The following is a 21,504-nucleotide window of genomic DNA, read 5'->3' as shown; positions in this document are numbered from 1 at the left end:
CCGGCAGTTGCGACAAGTCTCCCACCAGGACTGCTGAACGCTGGCAAGCTGGCGGACAGCTTGTGGAGAGCGCATGGCCAAGGAACAGTGGCGATCGGGACTGGGGTTTGTCCTGGCGGCTGCAGGCAGTGCCGTGGGTCTGGGCAATCTCTGGGGCTTTGCCTACCGCGCCTCCCAGGGAGGTGGCGGCGCCTTCCTGCTGCTCTACGTGGTGATTGTGCTGTTGGTCTGTCTGCCGGTGCTGGTGGCAGAAATGGTGCTGGGGCGCAGCACTGGCCAAAGCCCCCTGCTCGCGCCAGTGGCGGCAGCCGGTCGCCTTTGGCAGCCGATGGGTTGGCTGTTCATGCTGGCGGCCAGTGGAATCCTGGCCTTCTATGCCGTGTTGATGGGGTGGACCGGGGCCACGCTGATGCAGACCCTCACCCAAGGACTCCCCGCGGATATCGCTTCAGCGGAAGCCTTTTTCGCGGGCCTCAGTGGTGGCCGCGCTGCCTTGATCGGCCAGCTGCTCAGCCTGGTGGCGACTGCTGCTGTGGTGGCGGCCGGCGTGCGCGGAGGCATTGAGCGGTTGTCCCGCTGGGGGCTGCCGCTGTTGTTTGTGCTGCTTATTGGCCTTGCGGTTTGGGCCGCTGGTCTTGATGGGGCCTCGGAGGGCTATCGCACCTTCCTGCTCCGCTGGGATAACAGCCAGCTGCAGGACCCCACCACGATTCGCAATGCCTTTACCCAGGCCTTTTTCTCGATTGGCACGGGCATCGGCTGCATCCTGGCCTATGCGGCTTACCTGAGCCGGCGCGCCCACCTGCCGCGGGAAGCCGTGGCGGTGGTGGGGATGGACACCGCTGTGGGCTTGCTGGCGGGCATGGTCACCTTCCCCGTGGTTATGAGCTTTGGCCTCCAGGATGTAATCAGTGGCTCCACCCTGGGCACAATCTTCATCGCGCTGCCCACGGGACTCGGTTCGCTGGGCGCCACAGGTCAGCTGGTGGCGGTGCTCTTTTTTGCCCTGGCCCTGATTGCAGCGCTTACCTCAGCGGTGTCGCTGTTGGAGGTGCCGGTGGCCTGTTTGATCGATCGCCTGGGGTGGAGCCGGTCCCGGGCCGTCTGGGTCTCTACAGCGTTGATCTTTGTGGCCGGTCTTCCAGCGGCCACCTCCATGGAGGTCCTCGGCTGGATGGATTCCGTGTTTGGGGGCCTGCTGCTGATTCTGGGGGGCTTGCTCCTGGCCTTGTTGCTGGGTTGGGTGCTTCCTGCTCGTTTTCAGGAGGAGCTCAGCCATTCGGGGAGCCCGATCTGGCTTCAGCGCTTTCTGCTGGTGATGCTGCGCTGGATTTCGCCGCCGGTGATCGCTGTTGGTCTGGTGATCAGCGTGATTGATCTGATCCCCAGCTGAGGGGATTCGCCTGGCTAGTGCCTACGACTAATCCGAAGAATTGAGCATGGATTCCATCTTGCGAATCCTCTGCAGCATCTTGTCCCAGACCTCTGCTTTCCAGGCTTGCTCCGCATCGCCTGTGGACGCGGCCAATTGCTTCTGAGCCGCGAGCTTTGCCTCAAGATCCTCGCCGGCATCGAGGGCCTTCATTAGCTCCATCTCGAGCTTGGCGGTTTCCATGAAATTCAGCTTCTTCAGCCAGAGCATGGGGAGCGACAGGATTGGCGTTCAGTCTGCCGGCATCAGGCGCGGATCCACTCCGTCACCCCGCCGGGTTTGTCGATCAGCTCCACCCCTTGGGCGGCGAGCTCATCCCGGATCCGGTCGGCCTCCGCGTATTCCTTCGCTGCTTTCGCTGCCTTGCGCGCAGCGATGGCTGCATCAATGGTGCCGTCGTCGAGGCTGGTGGCGGCTTCTGCTTCTGAGCGCAGTCCCAGCACCGCCCCCAGGTGTCGCAGCAGCTGCCAACGCCTCTCCAGACACTTCAACTCCGGTTCAGGCAGGGCGGCGTCTTCCCCGCGTTCCAGCCGGTTGGCGAGGGCCCGCAGGGGCTTGGCCAGATCGAACAGCACGGCTAGTCCGCCCGAGCTGTTCAGGTCATCGTCCATGGCGCTGATAAAGCGTTGTTCGAGCTCCACCAGAGGGGTGTCGGCTGGACCTCCATCGGCCGTCATGGCGCCCTCTGTGAGCGGTGCGGCAGTGCTCCAGCCAAGGCTCTCGCCGTGGCGATCGCCAAGGCTCAGGGCTGCATTCAGACCCTTCCAGCCGGTGGCTGCAGCCTCAAGGGCCTCAGCGGTGAAATCAAGGGGTTTGCGGTAGTGGGCCTGCAGCACAAACAGGCGCAGGGTCATCGCTGACACACCGCTCTCCAGCAGCGCACGGATGGTGGTGAAGTTGCCGAGCGACTTGCTCATCTTCTGCCCGCCCACATTGACCATGCCGTTGTGCATCCAGACCCGGGCCAGGTCCTGACCGGTGGCGGCTTCGGATTGGGCGATCTCGTTTTCGTGGTGCGGGAACACCAGGTCGGCACCACCCAGGTGGATGTCGATCGTGTCGCCAAGTTCAGCCCGCACCATGGCTGAACATTCGATATGCCAGCCGGGGCGTCCCTCACCCCAGGGGGAGGGGAAGCTGGGTTCTCCGGGTTTGGCCCCTTTCCAGAGCGCGAAATCGAAGGGGTGCTGCTTACGGGCCTCTTCGGCATCGGCCACCCGCCCGGCGGCGTTGTCCTGTTGTTCGCTCAGGTCGCGGCCACTGAGCTTGCCGTAACCGGCATGCTTCATCACCGCGAAATACACATCCCCTTCAGCGCTGTAGGCCGCCCCCTTGGCTTCCAGTTCGCCGATCAGTGCGCGGATGCCATCCAGGCACTGGGTGGCGCGGGGCATCCGGTCGGGCCGCAGGATCCCCAGGGCGTCCATGTCCTGGTGGAACGAGGCAATGTTTCGCTCGCTCACCTCTGTCATTGAGGAGTTCTCCTCGCCGGCCCGTTTGAGGATCTTGTCGTCGATGTCGGTGAAGTTCTGAACGAAGGTCACCTCGAGGCCCCGCCAGATCAGATACCGCCGCAGCACATCCCAGTTGATGTAGCTGCGGGCATGGCCCAGGTGGCAGAGGTCGTAGACCGTCACGCCGCAGCAATAGATGCTCGCCTTCCCTGGGGTTAGGGGTGTGAACGGTTCGGTGCGGCGGGTGAGGGTGTTGGTGAGCCGCAGGGACACAGCCGTTCAGAAGCTGCGGCTGAGGCTACGGCCTGTTCGGCTGCATTTATTTCGCCTCCATCCAGTTCGCGCCGACGCCGGTCTCCACCACCAAGGGAACACTCAGCGCAACGGCCTGTTCCATGGTCTGCACCACCAGCTCTCGGGTGGCGTCCAGGGCGTTCGGTGCCACCTCGAGCACCAGTTCGTCGTGCACCTGCAGCAGCAGCTGGGCCGGAAGGCCCTGACGCTGCAGGGCGTCTTGCAGCTGCACCATCGCCACTTTGATGATGTCGGCACTCGACCCCTGAATCGGGGCGTTGGCAGCCGCACGCAGTTGCTGGGCCTCCATGCCACCGCGGCGGGCCACATTCAGGTCGATCTCCAGGGGGGCCTTGCCCAGTAGCCGCCCCAGGCCGTTCCGATCGAAGTGGAACGGCCGCCGGCGGCCGAGAATCGTTTCTACGTAACCGCGGCTGAGGGCGAGCCGCTCCTGCAGCTCGAGGAAGGCGAACACCTTCGGGTAGCGCTGCTTGTACCTGGCCAGGAACTCCTTGGCTTCGCTCTGGCTCACGCCGGTTTCTCGGGCGAAGCGCTGGGCTCCCATGCCATAGATCACACCGAAGTTGATCGTTTTGCCGAGCCGACGCTCGTCCGGGCTGACCTCGTTCTTGTCCAACAGCAGCCTGGCAGTCAGCGCGTGCACGTCGTCGCCGCTGCGATAGGCCTCCTGCAGCACCTCTTCGCCCGAGAGGTGGGTGAGGATGCGCAGCTCGATTTGGGAGTAATCAGCGCTGAGCAGGGTCCAGCCCTCTTGCGGCAGGAAGGCCTTGCGGATCCTCCGGCTGTACTCGGTGCGCACCGGAATGTTCTGCAGGTTGGGGTTGCTGCTGCTCAGCCGTCCCGTTGCCGTCACCGCCTGATTGAAATCGGTGTGGACTCGCCCGGTTTCCGCCTCCACCAGCTGCGGCAAGGCGTCGATGTACGTGCTCTTGAGCTTGCTGAGCACCCGGTGCTCCAGCACCAGGGGCACCACCGGGTGGTCGTTGCCGAGTTTTTCCAGCACGGTGGCGTCGGTGCTGAAGCCGGTTTTGGTGCGCCGGGATTTCTTGCGATCCAGGCCAAGCGTGTCGAACAGCAGCTCCCCCAGTTGCTTGGGTGACGCCAGGTTGAAGTCCACTCCCGCGGCCGCTTTGGCGTCGGATTCCAGCTGCTGCAGGGTGGAGCCCATCTCCTCGGAAAGGCCCTGGAGATAGGGCACATCAATGCGGATTCCGGTGGATTCCATCCGGGCTAGCACCGGTTCCAGCGGCTGCTCCACCTGCTCCAGCAGGGGCATCAGCTGGGGGCCCATGGCCTCCAGCTGATGGCGCAGTAGCAGGGCGAGGCGACGGGTGACGTGCACGTCCATGCCGCAGTACAGGCTGGCGGGCTCCAGCGGCACATCGGCGAAGGTTTGCTTTTTGCCCACCAGATCGGTGAAGGCGGTGGGCTGGAACCCGAATTCCCGCTCGGCCATCAGCTCCAGACCGTGTTTCGCTGCGGCATCCCGCAGGTAATCGGCCAGCAGCGTGTCGATCACGACGCCCTCCAGGGCAACGCCATGCCGCAACAAGATCAAACGGTCGTATTTGGCGTTCTGCAGGGTCTTGGGGTGGTTGCTGCTGGCCAGCCAGGGGGCGAGGGCGGTGAGCACTGTTTCCAACGGCAGCTGTTCCGGGCTGCTGTCTTCGTTGCCTTTGTGGCCCAGCGGGATGTAGGCGAGCGCGTCCAGGGTCTCTCCCCAGCAGATGCCGATGCCCACCAGTTCGGCGCGGAACGGGTTGAGGTCGGTGGTCTCGGTGTCGAAGGCCACAGGCAGGCCGCTGTCGGTGCAGGCCATCAGCCTCTGCACCAGGGCGTCCAGGTCCGTTTCGGTCTGGATCAGCTGCGGCTTCAGGGCCGGCAGCCCCACGTCCTCTTGGGTTGCCGCTGCGCTTGCGGCTTCGGCAGCTGGCTGTTCCGAGCTGGCTGAACGGCGGGGGGTCTTGGCTGCAGCAGCCTCTGCGTTAGCCCCGTAGCCCCCTTCAGAGAAGGCTGCCACAAAGCTACCCACCTGGCGCAGCAGGCTGTTGAGTTCGAGGTCTTCCAGGCAACTGCTCAGGCCGTCGGCATCCACCGACGACAGCGGCAGGCTGGGTTCCTTGGGCAGGGGAACATCCACGAGAATCTCGGCCAGCTTGCGCGACAGGTAAGCGTTGTCGCGGTCGGCGCGCAGCTTCTCTTTAAGTGCACCTTTGATGGCGCCCCGACTGGCTTTCGGCCCTTCGGCTTCCACCTGCTCGAGGGTGGCGTACACCGCGTCGAGGTCGCTGTTGTCTTTCAGCAGGTTGATGGCTGTTTTCGGGCCAACCCCGCGCACGCCGGGGATGTTGTCGGAGCTATCACCGGTGAGGGCCTTGAGGTCCACCACCTTGTTAGGCATCACGCCGAGCTTGCCGAGCACCCCCTCTTCGTGGATCAGCGTTGGGCCACTGCTTTTGGCGTAGGGGCCGCCACCCATGTAAAGCACCGCGATGTCGCGGCTGTCATCCACCAGCTGGAACAGGTCGCGGTCTCCCGAAAGGATCCGCACGCCCCATCCCGAGTCGGCCGCTCGGTTCGCCAGAGTTCCCAGCACATCGTCGGCTTCGAAGCCCGGTGCCATGCAGAGGGGGAGCTGCAGGTGCGTTTCGAGGATCTGCTGCAGCTGTTCGAGGTCCTGGAAGAACACCTCAGGCGCCACATCCCGGTGGGCCTTGTAGTTGGCGTCAGCCTTGTGGCGGAAGGTGGGCTCGGCCGTGTCGAAGGCGATGGCAACGCCTTCAGGCTTCAGTGTTTTGCTGTTGTCCAGCAAGGCTTTGAGAAAGCCATAGGTCACGCTGGTGGGCCGGCCGTCTTTGGTGGCCAGACCGCCTTCCCCTCCCTTGCTGAAGGCGTAGAAGCTGCGGAATGCCAGGGAATGGCCATCCACAAGCAGCAGAAGGGGCTTGACGGTGGCCTCGGGCATGACGGTGTTGAAAATGTGGGTGGATCAATCGCGGCGATCAGCCCAGGGGGGCAGATCGATGAACACGCGAGTTCCTGATTCGAGACCGTTCAGGATTGCAGTCTTGTCGCCGCTGCTGTTGCCCAGTTCCACCGGCTGAAAACGTGGTTGCTGGTATTCATCCACCAGCAACACACCCTGTTGGCCGTCTTCCAGGGTGATCGCCACGGTGGGTACCAGGATTTTGGGCGCACTGTTCCCGGTTTGGAAATTGATGTCGGCGGTCATGCCGATCTTCAGTTTGTTCTGCGGGTTGACGAAGTTCAGCTTCACTTCGAAGGAGGTGACGCTGTTCTCTTTCGCGGCGCGGGGGGCAACCTCACTCACCGTTGCCTGGAAGCGCTCATCGGGATAGGCATCCACCCGGATCTCGGCGGTTTGGCCGGGCTCGATGCGGCCGATGTCGCTTTCTGGAACGCGGGCCCTCACCTCCAAGCCTTGCGAGAGCTCAACGATCGAAGCGCTGGTGGCACCGGCTGTGGCCGAGGCGGCTGTGGTCGGGGTCACAAACGACCCCGGTTCGGCGTAGCGCGCTGTGATGGTTCCTGAGAAGGGGGCGCGGATCGTCTTTTCGCGGCTCTCCTGTTCCAGTTGCTCGACCCGTGCTCGGGCTGCCACCAGGCCCGCCTGCCTGGCCAGCAGGTCGAAGCGGGCACCACTGAATTCGTCAGCGCTGATCACGCCGCTGGCAAATAGCTGGTTTTTACGCTCGAATTCCTCTTTTCTGCTCTTGAAATTGGCGTCGGCCTGACGCAGCAGAGCCTGCTTCTCCTGCAGCCGATCATCGAGATCGCCGCGATCCATCACCGCCAGTACCTGCTCGTTCTCCACCACATCCCCTTCATCCACCATCAGCTCCGCCAGCAGACCTGGCTGGCGCGGACTCACGTTCACCTTCTGCTGAGCCTGCAGTTCGCCGCTGGCGCTGATCACCCCAGACAGCACGCCGCGTTCAGCTGTGGTGGTGAAGGGCGTCAGATCCCGTTGACGGTTGCTCCAGGGACCGAAACGCAGCAGCAGCCCACCCCCGCCCAGGGCTAGAAGCAGCAATCCCACCATCGCGGTTTTGGGCCGTATGGATCGTGCTTTTGCCTCTGAGGCCAGCTCTGCTTCAGGCGATGGGGACGCAGGGGAGCGCAAGGACTGCAGCATGGGCCCACAAAACTTCACAACAGTCTCGCCGCTGGCCGGTAGATTCCGCCGATGCTCAAAGCTGGAATTGTCGGATTGCCCAACGTGGGCAAGTCCACCTTGTTCAATGCGTTGGTCGCCAACGCTCAGGCGCAGGCTGCCAATTTTCCGTTCTGCACGATCGAGCCCAACGTCGGCACCGTGGCTGTGCCCGATGAACGATTGGACCGGCTCACAGAACTGAGCAAAAGCCAGGACACCATTCCGACCCGGATGGAGTTTGTCGACATTGCTGGTCTGGTGAAAGGCGCCAGCCAGGGCGAGGGTCTGGGCAACAAGTTTCTTGCCAACATCCGTGAGGTGGACGCGATCGTTCACGTGATCCGCTGCTTCGAGGACGATGACGTCATCCATGTTTCAGGGTCAGTGGGTCCCTCCCGGGATGCGGAGGTGATCAATCTTGAGCTGGGTCTGGCGGATCTGGCTCAGATTGAGAAGCGCCGAGAGCGTCTCAAGAAGCAGATGCGCACCAGCAAAGAAGCACAGGTGGAAGACGCTGCTCTTGAACGGATTCAGGCGGTGCTCGAGAACGGTGGTGCGGCCCGCAGTGTCGATCTGAACGATGAAGAAGCGGCGATGATCAAGCCCTTGGGTCTTTTAACCGCTAAGCCGATCATCTACGCCACCAATGTGAGTGAGGACGACCTGGCAGAGGGCAATACCTTCTGCACCGAGGTGGTTGAACTGGCAGCCAAGGAAGGTGCCGAAACGGTACGGATCTCTGCCCAGGTGGAAGCGGAGCTGGTGGAACTGGGAGATGAGGAAACCGCGGACTATCTGGAAGGCCTCGGGGTGACGGAAGGCGGTCTGCAAAGCCTGATTCGGGCCACCTATCGATTGCTCGGGCTGCGCACCTACTTCACCACCGGTGAAAAGGAAACAAAGGCCTGGACTTTCAAAGCCGGTATGACAGCTCCCCAGGCTGCCGGTGTAATCCACACCGATTTCGAGCGGGGCTTCATCCGCGCTCAGACCATCGGTTGGGAGAAGCTGCTGGAGGCCGGCTCACTGGCGGAAGCTCGCAACAAAGGCTGGCTGCGCAGTGAAGGGAAGGAGTATGTGGTCGATGAAGGCGATGTGATGGAGTTTCTGTTCAACGTTTAGTCAAAGCATTTGATTGCCTAGACATTCCCTTTAGAGACCTTTGATTTTTCAAGAGCACCTGATTCGGGAAATATCAGTGAACTCTAGTTGGTTCGCTTAAAGCAAACCTGGAATGCATTTGTATCCCTTAAGGAACTTGCTCAACTTTCCACCCTTCATGATCTCACTTCCAATTTTCTCGCACTGATGCAGGGATTCAACCGGAATTAGTTCGATCTCCTGGGTGATTGTCCTCAGAACCAGGTAAGCCGCTTTCTTGCTCTCTACGTAAGCCACCAATGTCCATTCATCCTGCTGAGCGGCTCTGGCAAGCGGCGTCAGCATTACGGCAAGCAGCATTGCCGTGAACCATTTGATCGAGCGACCTGATCTTGCTTTTACGGTGCCGTGGTTAACAAAGTTTGGCTGCTGATCATTCCTTGGAACGTCCATAGAGCGTGCACATCTGTTCCCTGGTTGAGATATCAAATAATAGCAACCCCCCCCCTCTTTGAACCTATAGATCTAAAGAAAAAGTGCAGAAATTGCCAACCTTCAATACTATTCATTTTCGGCTAAAATGAACTATAAGGGCCAAGAGGTTTATGCGTTTATACCATCCAGCTTTTTATTGCTTTGACGAGTTGAACTGTTGATTTTTTATTTTCATTCGAGACTCTAGCGAATCTTGACTTTATTTTTTGACTAAGATTTCGGTATTCTGTGCGGGTTCTTGACATTTTATCGCACCAATAAACGTATTCTGAATCTGAGCGAGCGATAGGAGCTTCTTTTATATCCATAAGCTTATAAAGGCCTTGCACAATCTGAGTACGAGGCACATCTTCTGGCTTCGATATAATTGGAATTCCCATGCTTAAAGCATCAATCGAAGTAGTACCACATCCCACATGGATTGGATCAAGAACTACATCGACGCATGAAAGGAGGTGAAAATAATCAACAATACCCATGCGTGTAAATGATCTACATTGTGATAAGAAAGTTGGGGCATTCTTTTTCAATCTTTCAACAAGAAGGCCATGAGGTTTAGTATTTTTGCCTGTAAGAAGAAAAATTGAATTGCTATCTAGTTGTGCTATTTTTTCTAAAAGTTGATCCCAATCTGGGTGAAATTTTATAGGATTGTGCAATAGTCCAAATATCTGCGCGCCTTCAGGCAAGTTAAAATTACTACGATTGCCATTACAAGTCGCCAACGATATATCAGTAATGCCGTGAGGCATACCCTTTAGCTGAATCAGTTTTTCACTGTATAGCTTATGCGAATCATTTGTTTCCATGTATTCGCTTGATATAAAATAGTCTACATTTGGAATGCCTGTAGTGATAAGATTTCCAGGTAAAACTACCTGAGTCGCTGCAATTTTATTATGCGCCAGGCAGTAAGGCACAGGCGAAGAAAAGATTTCCGTGTAAACCAGAACTTGAAGACTTAGGTTTTTTAGAATCTTAACTGAATTTTCCAAGTTTGACGATATTTGAGTGACACATGTGGAATGTTTTTCTAGTTCAGCGCAATCCTGATTAGAAGCATTTGGGCCCTTGATAATGACGACTTCTAAACCACTTTCATGGCAACTTTTAACGATATTAAAATAATGCCTGAAGACAACATGACCACTATGTGTATTGTCAAAGTAAAAGCCCACTCTTTGAGCACCGGCAGCAAAAAGTTGGGATTCTTGGTGCTGGATTATCTCAGTGTCTTCTGATCCTTGACTTTCTGATACTTGAAGCCAGGGGGAAACTAGTTTACCTAGCTCTTCCAAGAATTGTTTATCATCTTTGCCATTTTGATATGGCAACATAAACAAACCTAGGTTTAAAAAGTTGCTTACAGTCTTTTCTTTTTTTGAGTCAAATATTGATCTCGCATTTTCCATATATTCTGATCGCAAAATAGATACTTCATCGACATGATCAACAATATATGGAAACCCCAGTCTTGCACGGCATTCATTCTCAATGCTCGGATTATATTCAAATGCCTTTTTATAAGCATGAATTGCTTTATCGTAATCTTTTAGGTATGAATAAATATTCCCTAGGCTTGCATAAGCATTAGAATTACTAGGATTTATATCTAATGAACTAAGAATTGAAGCCAAAGCTTTGTCGAAACTACCGATAGTTTTATAAATTAAGGCCAAATTCATATGAGCATTTGAATTATCGGAATTTAACTCCAGAGACTTATGGGTAAAAAAAATAGCTTGATCAAGGCGACCAAGGTCTCTATAAATATTGCCTAGGACCAAACAAGTAGTATGATTTTTTGGGTTCAAATCAAATGATTTTAAGGCATAAATTAATGCATCATCAAGCTCTCCTAGATCTATATAAATGCCAGCAAGAGTCAACAAGGCAAGATGGTTGTTAGGTTTCAATTCTGAATATTTAAGAATAGGGGGGAGAGCGCGGTCTGGAGATCCGATTTTTCTATAAATTACAGCCAGATTCATCAGCGCATCCGGATTATCTGGCTTTATCTCTAAGGATTGGATAGTACATTCAAGAGCTTGGTCAAGTTTGTCAAGTCCTGTATAAATTACACCTAAATTTAGAAGAGTATTATGATTTTTAGGTTCTAATTCAAGTGATTTAAGAGTTGAACTAAGTGCTTCATCAAAACGACCAAGTTGTTTGAAAATACTGCCTAAGTTGCCAAGAGCAATTGAATTATCCTGCTTCAGATTTAAGGATTTAAGCGTAAATTCTAAGGCTTGGTCAAGCCTGCCTAGATCTTGATAGATACCACCCAGGTTCATCAGGATTAATGGGTCTAAGGGTTTAAGCTTATAAGACTCAAGAGTAAGACAAATAGCTTGCTCGAAATCTCCTAAATTCTTATATATTAATCCCAAGTTAGCATAAGCATCTGGGTGCTCAGGACTTATTGAAATTGCTTTCTTGAATAGCAAAATTGCTTCATTTATTCTGCCGCTATTTTTACAGATTAGTCCTAGATTAGAATAAATACCTGGCTCTAGTAAGCCTAATTTTATCGCCTTCCTGTACTCCTTTTCAGCACTTTTAAGACTTCCTTTTAGATGACAATCAAGTGCTTTTTTGTAAGAAGCCTTTGCGTCTCCGTTTCCGTCATGGCAAGCTTGCGATTTCTCATCGTGTTTCTTAATATATTTATTTCCAAAACCTGCCATAGTTTGAAAACATTAATGACTGCCAATCTATATTTAATCCATCCAACAGTCAAGCCGCAGTGATTGCATAATTCAAAAAAGCCAACAAACCAGCCTTGTTCATCGCCCTCACCAAAGTGCAAAAATAAAGCTTAATCACTCAGAACAGTATTAGCTGTTTGGATATTTTATTTAGTGAATATTGCGTTGTCAAACTTCTCCTGGCGATAAAGTGCTAAATCGGGAAGTTTGTCTGCTCCTTCCGTTCTGCAACATCACTAGTCTTTAAAGTAACTGTTTTTACTCCCAATTACCAGCATGAGCAAATCTAGTGGTTGCTGTTGTTGGGGTTGCTTCGCACATCCTGGTTGTACTTCTGTCAGGCGTGATCAGCGACAACATCATCTTTGCACTTATGGAAAAAGCATTGGCAGAGAGATTCCAACTAGTGCCGAGATTCGTTAGAGGACGGAATTTGAACCGCAAAAACCACAGTAATTTCGCAGCCCAAAGGTCTTCTTCAGTATTTAACTTCAGCACTTAACTGAGAGATGGCCTTCTCTTGGCCCTCGGATGGTCTTCATCCTCTGTCGTCAGTTCTTATCGATGTTGTTGACCTGAACCGCCTGCCAGAGCGTCAAAGCGTTGTCGTTCCGGCGGGGCGATGTCCTGGCCTGTTGCTGTCACCCCGTAGCGCGGCTCGAGCGTGCGCAGGGTGGGGAGCACGACCAGGCAGGCCCCACCCATCAATAACCAGAGCAGAAGGCCATTGTTTTGAAGGTCGAGCAATGCTCCTCCAGCGAGGGGTGCCACGATGGCGCTGATGGCGAAGCACTGGGAAAACAGCGCCATCGCCAACCCCCGGTGTTCTGGGGGTGTCTCTTCAATTACGGCTTCTGTGGCCGTAGGCAGGAACGCGGCCTGGGCGAAGGCCATCGGCAGCAGGGCAGCCAGCACCAGGATCGTTCCGTTTTCGAACAGCGAGGAAAGGGCAATGAGGCTGCAGCCCAGACTGAATCCCGCCAGGCTCAAGCCGAGGCCGAAGGCAACGCTGCGCTCCGCCAGCCAACGGCCCACCGGCCACTGCAGACTCACCAGCAAGGTCAACTGAAGGGCGATCAGGGCACTGCTGTGGCTTTCGCTCAGGGCCGGTCGCACCAGCCCGCCGCGCACCAGATCGAGGGGAAGCGCACTCTGTTGAAGGGCCAGGATCCCTGTGGCCACCACACTGACCAGTAGCACAGGCATCATGGGAAGCAACCAAGGCAGCCGGGCCGTTGATCGTGGCCGTTGACCAACCGGCACCGTGCCATTGCCGTTGAGGTTGCGATAAGGCGGACCGTCCTGGAGCGGAACAAGGCTGATCAGCACCAATACAGCGCCCATGCACACCGCTTCAACGATGTACACCGTCCGCAGCATTCCCAGGGTGGCGGCAGCGGTTCCGATCAGCGTGCCGATGCCGATCCCCAGAGCATCGGCACTTCGTACCAGGGCGTAGCCCCGTCCGGAGGGGAGGTTGCCGCAACTCAGGGGAACGGCCAATTCGATGGCAGGCCAGTACAGACCTGCCGCACAGCCCAGCAGCAGTTGTCCGAGCAGGTAGCTGTTGTAGTTGTCGGCCTGCAGCAGGACTAGATCAGCTGCAATGGCCAACAGGGTTGTGCCCCTCACTGGCCAGGAGCAGCGGATGCCCCGATCGAGCAGTGCACCGCTCAGCAAGCGCACCACCGTGCCGATCAGGGCAGAGACGGCCAGGCCGCTTCCCACTTCACGGGCTGAGAAGTCGATCGCATGAAAGATAAGCGGCGTCATGAACATCACTCCGCCGGCACCGATGGACGCCAGGAACCTCAGTCGGGTGACGTTTCTTAGGGGTGATGGAAACTGGGTCCACCACCGCAGGGGATCAGGCGTTGCTGCGCGGACGCTTAACAGGACGATGCATCGCGATGGGCTTGATGGGCAGTCTGCTGCTCAGCACGTGCGGATCGTGGCCTGTCGGCTCCACAGAACGTGTGGAGGTCAAGATCGACGGCGTGGTTCTTCCAGTTTCGGTGGAGGAACACGGCGCCTTTGTGCGTTCCCCCACGGCTGATCCAGCGCAGCTCTCGCGATCGGAGTTGTCCACCTGGATGGGGCTTCTCGCCCCCGAGAGCCGCAAGGGGCTGATCCGTCTGCTCCAGGCTCCGGTACTCTCCCGCCGCAGCCTCGGGCGTCAGCTGCTCAGCAGCTGGGGGGCGGGGCCGCTGCTGCATGCGCTGGGGGAATTGATTCGTGTGGAGGATGGAGAGCGCATCAACCGTTCGCTGGTGCTCGCAACGCTGGATCAGTTGCTCGAACGGCAGGAAACCGTTTCAACACTGGATGTGTTCGAGGCGTTGCCCACCCCACAGTTGCGTCTTGATCTGGATGCGTTGGTGGCTGCTGCCAATCGCTGGCGGCTGGAATTGAAGCGCCATCAGGCCTTGATGCGGGCTTTGGCTCAGGAAGAGGCTCGGCTGCAGCCCCTCAAGGGCTGGGAGCGTTCTGCCTCGGCTGATGCGCCCCGTCGCGCAACGCTTGCGGTAGGCCATCGTTCACATCCATTGCGGCTGGAACGTTGGATCCCCGAGTCGCCTCGAGCGGATCAGACATGGGTCTTGATGATGCCGGGGCTGGGCGGGGATCCCAACCACTTTCACTGGCTGGCGCGTTCGCTGATGCAGGCTGGCTGGCCCGTGCTGGTGCTTGAGCATCCCGGCAGCGATGCCGCCGCTGTTCAGGGTTTGCTGGAGGGGCGTCGATCGTTTGATGGTGCCTTAGCACTTGGTGATCGCTTGGCTGACCTGGCGGCGGTGCTGGAGGCGCAACAACGGGGTGATTTGAATATCCCCGGGACCGAGGTGGTGCTGATGGGCCATTCCCTGGGTGCCTTAACGGCCCTCCTGGCCAGTGGGGCGAAGCTGGTGCCCGGGATGTCCCAGCGCTGTGAAGCGGCCCTGGCGGGCTTGCCCCTCACCAACCTGTCGGAAGTGCTCCAGTGCGAACTGGCGGCAGGCCATGTGCTCGATGGCAAAGAAATGGACTCGCCGCCACGTGCGGTGGTGGGGCTCAACAGCTTTGGTGGGTTGATCTGGCCGCACCGCACCAGTCGGGCGTTGTCGATTCCACTGTTGATGGTGGGTGGCACCCTCGATCTGATCACCCCTCCTCTGGATGAGCAGCTGGCTCTTTTGGCTGGGTTGGCGGCGCATCCCGCCAGTCGGGTGGTGGTTGTGGAGGGGGCCAGTCACTTTTCACCGATTCGCGTGGATGGCCAGGGCAAGGCGTCAGAGGGGGACGACATCTTCCGGCTCGGCGAAGAGTTGGTGGGCGTCAACCCCCTCAGCGTTCAACGGGTGATTGCCCATGAAGTCATCGGTTTTCTTGATTCCCTGAACTCCATGTCACCCCGCAACGATGCCGTTCATCTGATGGACGCCAGTTCCAAGACGCGCTGGCATCGCTTGGGCCATCGCAGGGCCCTGCAGCTGCTGGATCAGTAGCGCACCCGTGGATCGAGGGCGGCCACCAGCAGGTCAACAGCAACACTCACTAGCACCACAAGGGCGGCGATCACCACCACGATCCCCTGAACGACGGGGTAGTCCCTCTGGTTGATGGCTTCCTGCAGCCGCAAGGCAATGCCTGGCCAGGAAAAGGTCACTTCAATCAGCAGGGCCCCACCGATCAATGAGGCCACGGTGATGCCAGCAATGGTGAGCACCGGCAGCAAAGCATTGGGCAGCCCGTGGCGCAGGATCACCTGGCGCTCACTCAGACCGCGGCTGCGCGCCGCTTCCACGTAGTCGCCGCGCAGTGTGCGTCGCAGGTTCAGTCGCAGGGCGGTCGTGAAGGTGCCGCTGAGCAGCAGGGCCAGGGTCCCCGCGGGCAGGATCAGGTGACGCACGGTGCCTCGGAAAGCGGCCCAGTTGTTTTCTAGAGCGCTGTCCAGCAGGAAAAATCCGCTGCCCTCGGGGGGGAGAAGGCTTGGGGGGAAGCGTCCGCCCACCGGCAACCAGCCCAGGCTGACGGCGAACACCAGCTGCACCAGCATGGCCATCCAGAAGGGCGGCAGGGCATAGGTGCCCAATCCGTAGAGGCGTCCGCCCAGGTCAATCTTTCCCTCGGGCCGGGCAATGCCGCTGAAGCCAATGCTCAGCCCCACCACAGCAGCCAACACCAGGGCGATCACGCTCAGTTCTAGGCTGGCGGGGAGGGTTTTGCCGATGATGGCTCGAACCGGCTCCTGGTTGATCAGGGCCTGCCCCAGATCGCCTTGGATCAATCCGTTGAGATAGCTGAGGTACTGATCCAGCAACGATTGATCCAGGCCCAGCCGAGCTCGCATGGCGGCTTTGGCGGCGGCGGGGGCACGGCTGCCGAGCACCGCATCAACGGGATCCCCTGGGGCGACGCGGAGCAACAGGAACACCAGGCTGGCGATCAGCCACAACATCAATGGCGCCAGGGCGAGGCGTGTGGCGCTGTAGCGGGCAAGGTCTCGGGCGCGTCCCATCAGTCTTTCGTCGCTCCGCTGTTCGTCGCTCCCCTGTTCATCGCTCTTTTCTTTGATCCTCCGTCCTGGCGGCGCTCCAGCTCAGCGAGCATCAGCTGACCACTGCCATCAAATCGTGGAGGGTGGAGGTTCAGCTGGGCCCAGGCCCGAGGTGAATCCAGCCAGACGGGGATGTAGGCGGCACCGTCGGCGGAGAGATGGTCCACACGATCCAGGGCGGTGCGGCGGGCATAGTCCGTCAGCGTGTCGGATTTCAGCAGGGCGGTCTGCAATCCGGGGGCACTCCAGAAGCTGCCGCTGATGGCTGCTTCTCCCTCCATGCAGATATTGCCCTCCACCGAGGTGCAGCTCAACAGCGGCGTCAGATAGGCCTCCGGATCGGGGTAGCTGCCGCGCCAATCCAGCATCACGGCTTTGAAGGCACCTTCACCCAGTTGGCGGTAGATGGTGGTGGATTCGACGCCATCCAGATCCAACGCCAGGCAGTCCGAGAGGTCCCGTTGCACCTGGGCCTGCCAGGTGAGGGCCAGCAATTTGTCGGCGGGCACGTTGGAGCGGAAGGTGAGCGGAAAGCGCAGGGTGCTGCCGTTGCAGTAGCCCGCTGTCTGGAGCAGTTCGCGGGCCTGCTCGGGGTTGTGTTCGGGCCATGGGGCCATAGCGCCACCGGCCAGGCTGGGGGGCACCAGCGCCCGCAGCGGACGGCGCAGCCCGTAGCTCACCCGTTCACTAATCTCGCTTCGGTTCAGGCTGACGGCCAGGGCTCGCCTCAGGTTGGGGTCCTGGAATGGCTCACGGTTGCTCAGCAGGGTGATGTAGCCGATCTCCATCGCCGGACCCACCGACTCGTGCAGCTCCCCCGCGCTGGCCCGTTCATGCATGGTGTGGCGCTGGTCTTCGTCGATCGAGGCGGAGAGCAGCAGATCCACCTCGCCACTGCGCAATGCTCCGAAGAGCGCCGTGGAGTTGCTCAGCGTGATCAGATCGAGGCCGTTGTTGCGCGGCGCCTCACCCCAGTACTGGGCAAAGGGCTCCAAGCGTTGCTGATGTTCGCTGAAGCGGCCCAGTTTGTATGGGCCTGTCCCCACAAAGCGGTCGTGCAGAAAACGGTCTTGGTGGTTGCTGTAGGCCGTTGGTGAGATCGGGGTGAGGTTGATCGACGTCAGCAGGCCCTGCAGGGATGTGGAGGGGCGACTGAGGCGCAGCCGCAGGGTGTGGCTGTCGGCTTCCTCCACCGCCGCAATCCGATCGCCCACCACATAGCTGAGGGTTCCGATCTCGAGGAAGCGCCGCAGGCTGAAGGCCATGGCTGCGGCATTGAACGGCGTTCCATCGTGAAAACGCACATCGGTCCGCAGGGGAACCGTGACGGTGCGACCGCCATCACTCAGAACGGGGGCCGATGCCGCCAGGCGAGGTTCCAGAGAGCCATCCCGCCTGAGGCGATAGAGCGGATCCCCCAGGGCGCTGATCAGCTGCGTGGCGCCGAGGGTGCTGGCCTGGGCTGGATCCAGGGAGCTGATTCGGCCCGCTGAGGCTACCGTGATGCGGTTGGTGGGAGGCGGGGCCTGACACCCCATCTGAGTGATGGCCAAGGCCAGAGCCGTCAGCGCGCCACCGCACATCAATCTCGTGGGGCGATCGATGCGCTTCAACGGGTCTCAACCAACACGGGTCGGCCCATTCAACAGCGCCTTACCCAACCTGGCGAATCCTTTCCAACGAGATTTCGAACACTGGTGAGCCCTCGTTGCTCTGCAGGGGCCAGCGGCGCACCCAGCAGCGGTCGTGGTCACCATCCACGCCGATCACTTGATAGGTGTCGTCGTCACTATCAAGATTAACGCAATCCCCCTGGTGCACCATCATCGGATTCACCCCCTCCTCTAGGGAGCAGCCTTGACCGGGACTCGAACAAGTGAGGTTCTGCATGAACCGTTTCGAGCACAGATCTGAAAATTCAGGCCCGTGCTGTGAAAGTTCTTGATACTCTGACGCACGCCAGGGGGCATTCGCCAGGGCTGAAGCTCTTCCTAGAGGCAGCCGAGATGAGCGGCCAGGCCAGATACCTCCGGCAAAGCCTGGATAGCGTCCAGGGTTTCATTCATCTGACGTTGGCTCACTTCGTGGGTGATCACAACGATCTCGGCGCCGGCGTCGCTGGCATTGAACTGCACGATCGACTGGATCGACACGTTGCGTTGGCCGAAGCAGCCACCCACGTTGCCAATCACGCCAGGGGCGTCTTTTGTTTTGAAACGCACATAGTGGCGTTGGCGGATGTCGCCTGAGTCAACCAAAGCGCAGGGTCGCCAGCTGCTGGCCGCCAGCAGAGGATCCACGTTCCCCGGCCCTTCACTGGCCTGGCGGATGCCAGCGATGTTGAGGATGTCGGCCACCACTGCAGAGGCGGTCGGGCCGGCTCCCGCACCGGGGCCGTAGAACATCACTCTGCCGATGGGGTCACCTTCCACAAGGATGGCGTTGTTGACGCCGTTCACGCCCGCAAGGGGGTGGTCCTTGGGAACCAGCGTGGGCTGCACCCGCAGGGAAAGGGGCAGGGGATCGCCGCTCTCAGCCATGCGCTCGGCCACGGCCAGCAGCTTCACGCCGTAGCCCAATTGGTTGGCGTAATCAACATCCACGCCCTGCAGGCCACTGATGCCGTCGGTGGGAACGGCAGCGCGATCCACGCTGCCGCCGAAGGCCAGGGTGGCCAGGATCGCGATCTTGTCGGCCGCGTCAAGACCGTCCACATCCGCTGCCGGATCGGCTTCGGCGTAGCCCAGCTCCTGGGCATCCTTGAGCACCGCGTCATAGGCGGCTCCCTCCTCAGCCATGCGGGTGAGGATGTAATTGGTTGTGCCGTTGATGATGCCGCTGACGCGGTTGATGCGGTTGCCCCCCAGGGACTGCTTCAGCGGCTCAATGATGGGAATGCCGCCACCAACGGCGGCCTCGATCAGCACGTACACCCCGGCGGCGGCCGCCGCCTCAGCGATTTCCTGACCGTGGCGTGCGATCACGGCCTTGTTGGCAGTTACCACGGATTTGCCGGCTGCAATCGCCTGGAGAATCAAGCTGCGGGCCGGCTCCAGACCACCGATCACCTCCACTACCACGTCCACGGCTGGGTCCTGAATCACCGCCGATGGGTCGGTGGTCAGCAGGCTTTCGTCCAGGGCCACGGGCCGGGGGCGGTTCAGATCGCGGACGGCAACACGGATCAGCTCCAGTTCACCAACCAGCGGGTGACGTTCGCTGGGGTTCTGGAGGATCGAAGCCACTCCACCCCCAACAGTGCCCAGTCCCAGCAGACCCACGCCGACCTTTGCTGCCATCCCCTGTGATCCGTGTTGGAACGTTTGCGAGCGACTCTATGTATTGACGTGATTCGGCTTCTGTTCCTGTCCTGAACAGCCCTCGGGTCAGCTTTCCAGTTGACGGGCCTGCTCCTGCATGGCCAGGAGGATGTTGAGGAAGCCATTGGCGCGGGAGGGCGTCAGGCTGGCCTGCAGGCCTGTGGCCGCAATGAAGGCCGGGTCCACAGCCTGAACCTGGGCCGGCGTCAATCCATCCAGCCCCTGGATCAACAACGCCAGAAGTCCCTTGGTGATCAGTGCATCGGAGTCCCCCTGCCAGTGCATCACTCCTTCATCGAGGGCACCCCGTACAAACACCTGCGACACACATCCCTTCACCTTGATGTCGTCGGTCTGCTCCTCGGCCGGCATGGGCGCGAGCTTCTTGGCCAACCAGAGCACGTACTCGTAGCGGCGTTTTGGATCGGCGGTGCCGCCCAAGCGCTCCACCATCCGGTCGAGGGCATCACTGCCGGTGCTGGTGGCCATGCGGGGCTCAGTCGTTTCGACGTCGCACGCTAACCAGCAGCCCCACCATCACCAGGCTGAAGGGGAACATGACCACCTCATTCAGATTCACTTCGCCGTCTCGAACGGGAAGTTCGAGGTAGTCGCGGTGGCCTGGACCACCGTCCACCTGGAGATCAATGGTGCCGTTATCCACGCTGCTGAGATCGAGGCTCAGGCGTCCCTCGGCATCGGTGCGGCCCAGTTCCTGCCCTGGCGTGCCATCGGCATTGAGCAAGCGAACAACGGCCCCCTGCGTGGGCTCACCGTTGGAAAAGCTGCTGCTCAATTGCAGATCGCCATCGAGATACTGCAGAGCACTTTCGATCTGATGGGCCTTGGCAGGGGCCAGCACCGCGCCGTGCAGCACCGAGCCGAGCAGAAGCAGTGGAGCCAGCAGACGCAGCATGGAAGGGCGATCAATGGTGCCCATGATGCGGCCCCTCAGGCGGGCCGACCAGCACCCTGTTCCGTGATCCAGCCGGTAAACGGAACATCCCAGGACTCTCGAGGCAACGCCTCGGCCGCAAGGCAGGTCGAGGGGAGAACCACCCAGGCCGGCACGGCAGCCCAGGCGGGATCAGCCCTGAGCCGGTCGTAATACCCACCGCCGTAGCCCAGGCGGATTCCCGTGCTGTCCACCGCCAGCGCCGGCACCAGCAGCAGCGCCAGCTGATCGGGTTTCAGAGCGTCTCCCGCGGCAGGAGCTGGAATGCCGCAGCCATCGGGCTGAAGCGGCTCCTCACTCCAGCTCCGGTAGATGAGTCCGCCGCAGCCATCGGCCACCGGCAAGGCCAAGGGCGGAGGGGGACCATCCCGCAGCGGCCGTACATCCACCTCCCCCGGAAGGGGCCAGTAGACCCCCACATGGCGCTTGCCGCAGTTGGACTGGCCGATCAGCGCCGCCACGGCGTTCTGGATGGATTGCGTGGCTGCTTCTCCCAGATGACGCTGGGCTTTGAAGTGACGGCGCAGGGTTGGCTTGCTGCTCATCGCTGCAACCAGGCCGTCAGCGCCACCGCAAGGGCATCGGCCGCATCATCCGGTCGGGGCGGTTCCTCCAGGTTCAACTCCCGCATCACCGCCTCCAGCACTTCATCCTTCTCGGCATGGCCGAACCCCGCCACGGCGAGTTTGATCTGCATGGGCGGAAACTCCACCATCGGGATCTTGAAGCGGGCCAGGGTCATCACCACCACGCCACGCGCTTGCACCACGTTGATGGTGTTGCTGGATCTGTAGAAGAAAAACTTCTCCACGGCCGCCAGTTCCGGGCGCCAGATCCGGATCAGCTGGCGCAGGTCGCCAGCCATCTCAACCATGCGATCACCATCAGAGCGACCGGAATCGGTCTGGATAATGCCGCAATCGAGCATGCGCTGGCATCCGTCCTGAATGTCGATAACCCCGTAGCCCACCCGGGCGAGGCCCGGGTCGATGCCGAGGATCCGCATG

The 21,504-nt window shown here is 59.2% G+C and carries 18 protein-coding genes; 3 read left to right on the top strand and 15 right to left on the bottom strand.

The annotated features are described in order from the left end of the window. The first annotated feature begins 73 nt into the window (after positions 1 to 73). Complete coding sequence (locus Syncc8109_RS08375; protein ID WP_006850599.1) at positions 74 to 1,393, top strand: sodium-dependent transporter; 1,320 nt, start codon at positions 74 to 76, stop codon at positions 1,391 to 1,393. A gap of 27 nt (positions 1,394 to 1,420) precedes the next feature. Here the strand turns inward: Syncc8109_RS08375 and Syncc8109_RS08370 are convergent, their stop codons facing one another. The 4 genes from Syncc8109_RS08370 to Syncc8109_RS08355 are packed head-to-tail and all read right to left on the bottom strand — an operon-like array spanning position 1,421 to position 7,357. After that, the gene (locus Syncc8109_RS08370) at positions 1,421 to 1,642 is read right to left on the bottom strand and encodes a hypothetical protein (protein WP_006851314.1); all 222 of its coding nucleotides are present in this window, start codon (positions 1,640 to 1,642) and stop codon (positions 1,421 to 1,423) included. Between the two features lie 35 nt (positions 1,643 to 1,677). Then, the gene (gene cysS / locus Syncc8109_RS08365; RefSeq protein WP_006850356.1) at positions 1,678 to 3,159 is read right to left on the bottom strand and encodes a cysteine--tRNA ligase; all 1,482 of its coding nucleotides are present in this window, start codon (positions 3,157 to 3,159) and stop codon (positions 1,678 to 1,680) included. A 46-nt stretch (positions 3,160 to 3,205) separates the two neighbouring features. After that, the gene (gene polA, locus Syncc8109_RS08360) at positions 3,206 to 6,166 is read right to left on the bottom strand and encodes a DNA polymerase I (protein WP_006850899.1); all 2,961 of its coding nucleotides are present in this window, start codon (positions 6,164 to 6,166) and stop codon (positions 3,206 to 3,208) included. 24 nt (positions 6,167 to 6,190) lie between these two features. Continuing rightward, positions 6,191 to 7,357 (bottom strand): efflux RND transporter periplasmic adaptor subunit, encoded by a 1,167-nt coding sequence (locus Syncc8109_RS08355; RefSeq protein WP_025362450.1) that lies wholly within the window; start codon positions 7,355 to 7,357, stop codon positions 6,191 to 6,193. Between the two features lie 51 nt (positions 7,358 to 7,408). Between Syncc8109_RS08355 and ychF the strand changes: the two genes are divergently transcribed. Further along, positions 7,409 to 8,500, top strand: a complete 1,092-nt coding sequence (ychF, locus tag Syncc8109_RS08350; RefSeq protein ID WP_006849836.1) for a redox-regulated ATPase YchF — start codon at positions 7,409 to 7,411, stop codon at positions 8,498 to 8,500. Positions 8,501 to 8,596: 96 nt separating this feature from the next. On the opposite strand, the gene Syncc8109_RS08345 is transcribed toward ychF, so the two are convergent. The 3 genes from Syncc8109_RS08345 to Syncc8109_RS08340 all read right to left on the bottom strand — a co-directional run bounded on the left by Syncc8109_RS08345 (position 8,597) and on the right by Syncc8109_RS08340 (position 13,458). Continuing rightward, positions 8,597 to 8,932: a hypothetical protein gene (locus Syncc8109_RS08345; protein ID WP_006850040.1), complete on the bottom strand. Its 336-nt coding sequence runs from the start codon at positions 8,930 to 8,932 to the stop codon at positions 8,597 to 8,599. Positions 8,933 to 9,090: 158 nt separating this feature from the next. Continuing rightward, on the bottom strand, positions 9,091 to 11,664 hold the full coding sequence (locus tag Syncc8109_RS11855) for a tetratricopeptide repeat protein (protein WP_006850538.1): 2,574 nt from the start codon (positions 11,662 to 11,664) through the stop codon (positions 9,091 to 9,093). A gap of 579 nt (positions 11,665 to 12,243) precedes the next feature. Beyond that, a complete protein-coding gene (locus tag Syncc8109_RS08340) occupies positions 12,244 to 13,458 on the bottom strand; it encodes an MFS transporter (protein WP_025362449.1) in 1,215 nt (404 codons plus the stop codon). A 65-nt stretch (positions 13,459 to 13,523) separates the two neighbouring features. On the opposite strand from Syncc8109_RS08340, the gene Syncc8109_RS08335 reads away from it, so the two are divergent. Then, the gene (locus Syncc8109_RS08335; RefSeq protein WP_006851340.1) at positions 13,524 to 15,170 is read left to right on the top strand and encodes an alpha/beta hydrolase; all 1,647 of its coding nucleotides are present in this window, start codon (positions 13,524 to 13,526) and stop codon (positions 15,168 to 15,170) included. Here Syncc8109_RS08335 and Syncc8109_RS08330 read toward each other — a convergent pair. The 8 genes from Syncc8109_RS08330 to ruvC form a co-directional block, all read right to left on the bottom strand. Then, entirely contained in the window at positions 15,164 to 16,183 is a 1,020-nt protein-coding gene (locus Syncc8109_RS08330) for an ABC transporter permease (RefSeq protein ID WP_006851373.1), read from the bottom strand. The genes Syncc8109_RS08335 and Syncc8109_RS08330 overlap by 7 nt on opposite strands. Next, positions 16,183 to 17,805, bottom strand: a complete 1,623-nt coding sequence (locus Syncc8109_RS08325) for an ABC transporter substrate-binding protein (RefSeq protein WP_006850583.1) — start codon at positions 17,803 to 17,805, stop codon at positions 16,183 to 16,185. Before Syncc8109_RS08325 ends, Syncc8109_RS08330 begins: the two co-directional genes overlap by 1 nt. Positions 17,806 to 17,875: 70 nt before the next feature. Continuing rightward, a complete protein-coding gene (locus tag Syncc8109_RS08320; RefSeq protein WP_006850039.1) occupies positions 17,876 to 18,112 on the bottom strand; it encodes a hypothetical protein in 237 nt (78 codons plus the stop codon). Between the two features lie 101 nt (positions 18,113 to 18,213). Next, positions 18,214 to 19,521, bottom strand: coding sequence for a homoserine dehydrogenase (locus tag Syncc8109_RS08315; protein WP_006851098.1), 1,308 nt, complete (start codon positions 19,519 to 19,521; stop codon positions 18,214 to 18,216). 87 nt (positions 19,522 to 19,608) lie between these two features. Then, the gene (locus tag Syncc8109_RS08310) at positions 19,609 to 20,031 is read right to left on the bottom strand and encodes a SufE family protein (protein WP_006849729.1); all 423 of its coding nucleotides are present in this window, start codon (positions 20,029 to 20,031) and stop codon (positions 19,609 to 19,611) included. A gap of 7 nt (positions 20,032 to 20,038) precedes the next feature. Further along, positions 20,039 to 20,482, bottom strand: a complete 444-nt coding sequence (locus Syncc8109_RS08305) for a hypothetical protein (protein WP_006851566.1) — start codon at positions 20,480 to 20,482, stop codon at positions 20,039 to 20,041. An 11-nt stretch (positions 20,483 to 20,493) separates the two neighbouring features. Continuing rightward, a complete protein-coding gene (locus tag Syncc8109_RS08300; RefSeq protein ID WP_006851396.1) occupies positions 20,494 to 21,042 on the bottom strand; it encodes a 5-formyltetrahydrofolate cyclo-ligase in 549 nt (182 codons plus the stop codon). Next, positions 21,039 to 21,503: a crossover junction endodeoxyribonuclease RuvC gene (gene ruvC / locus Syncc8109_RS08295; protein WP_006850640.1), complete on the bottom strand. Its 465-nt coding sequence runs from the start codon at positions 21,501 to 21,503 to the stop codon at positions 21,039 to 21,041. Before ruvC ends, Syncc8109_RS08300 begins: the two co-directional genes overlap by 4 nt. Position 21,504 lies beyond the last annotated feature (1 nt).

This window comes from Synechococcus sp. WH 8109, from assembly GCF_000161795.2.
Classification (GTDB): domain Bacteria; phylum Cyanobacteriota; class Cyanobacteriia; order PCC-6307; family Cyanobiaceae; genus Parasynechococcus.
Note: the sequence above shows the minus strand (reverse complement) of the source record. Positions and strands in the feature narration are given on the sequence as shown.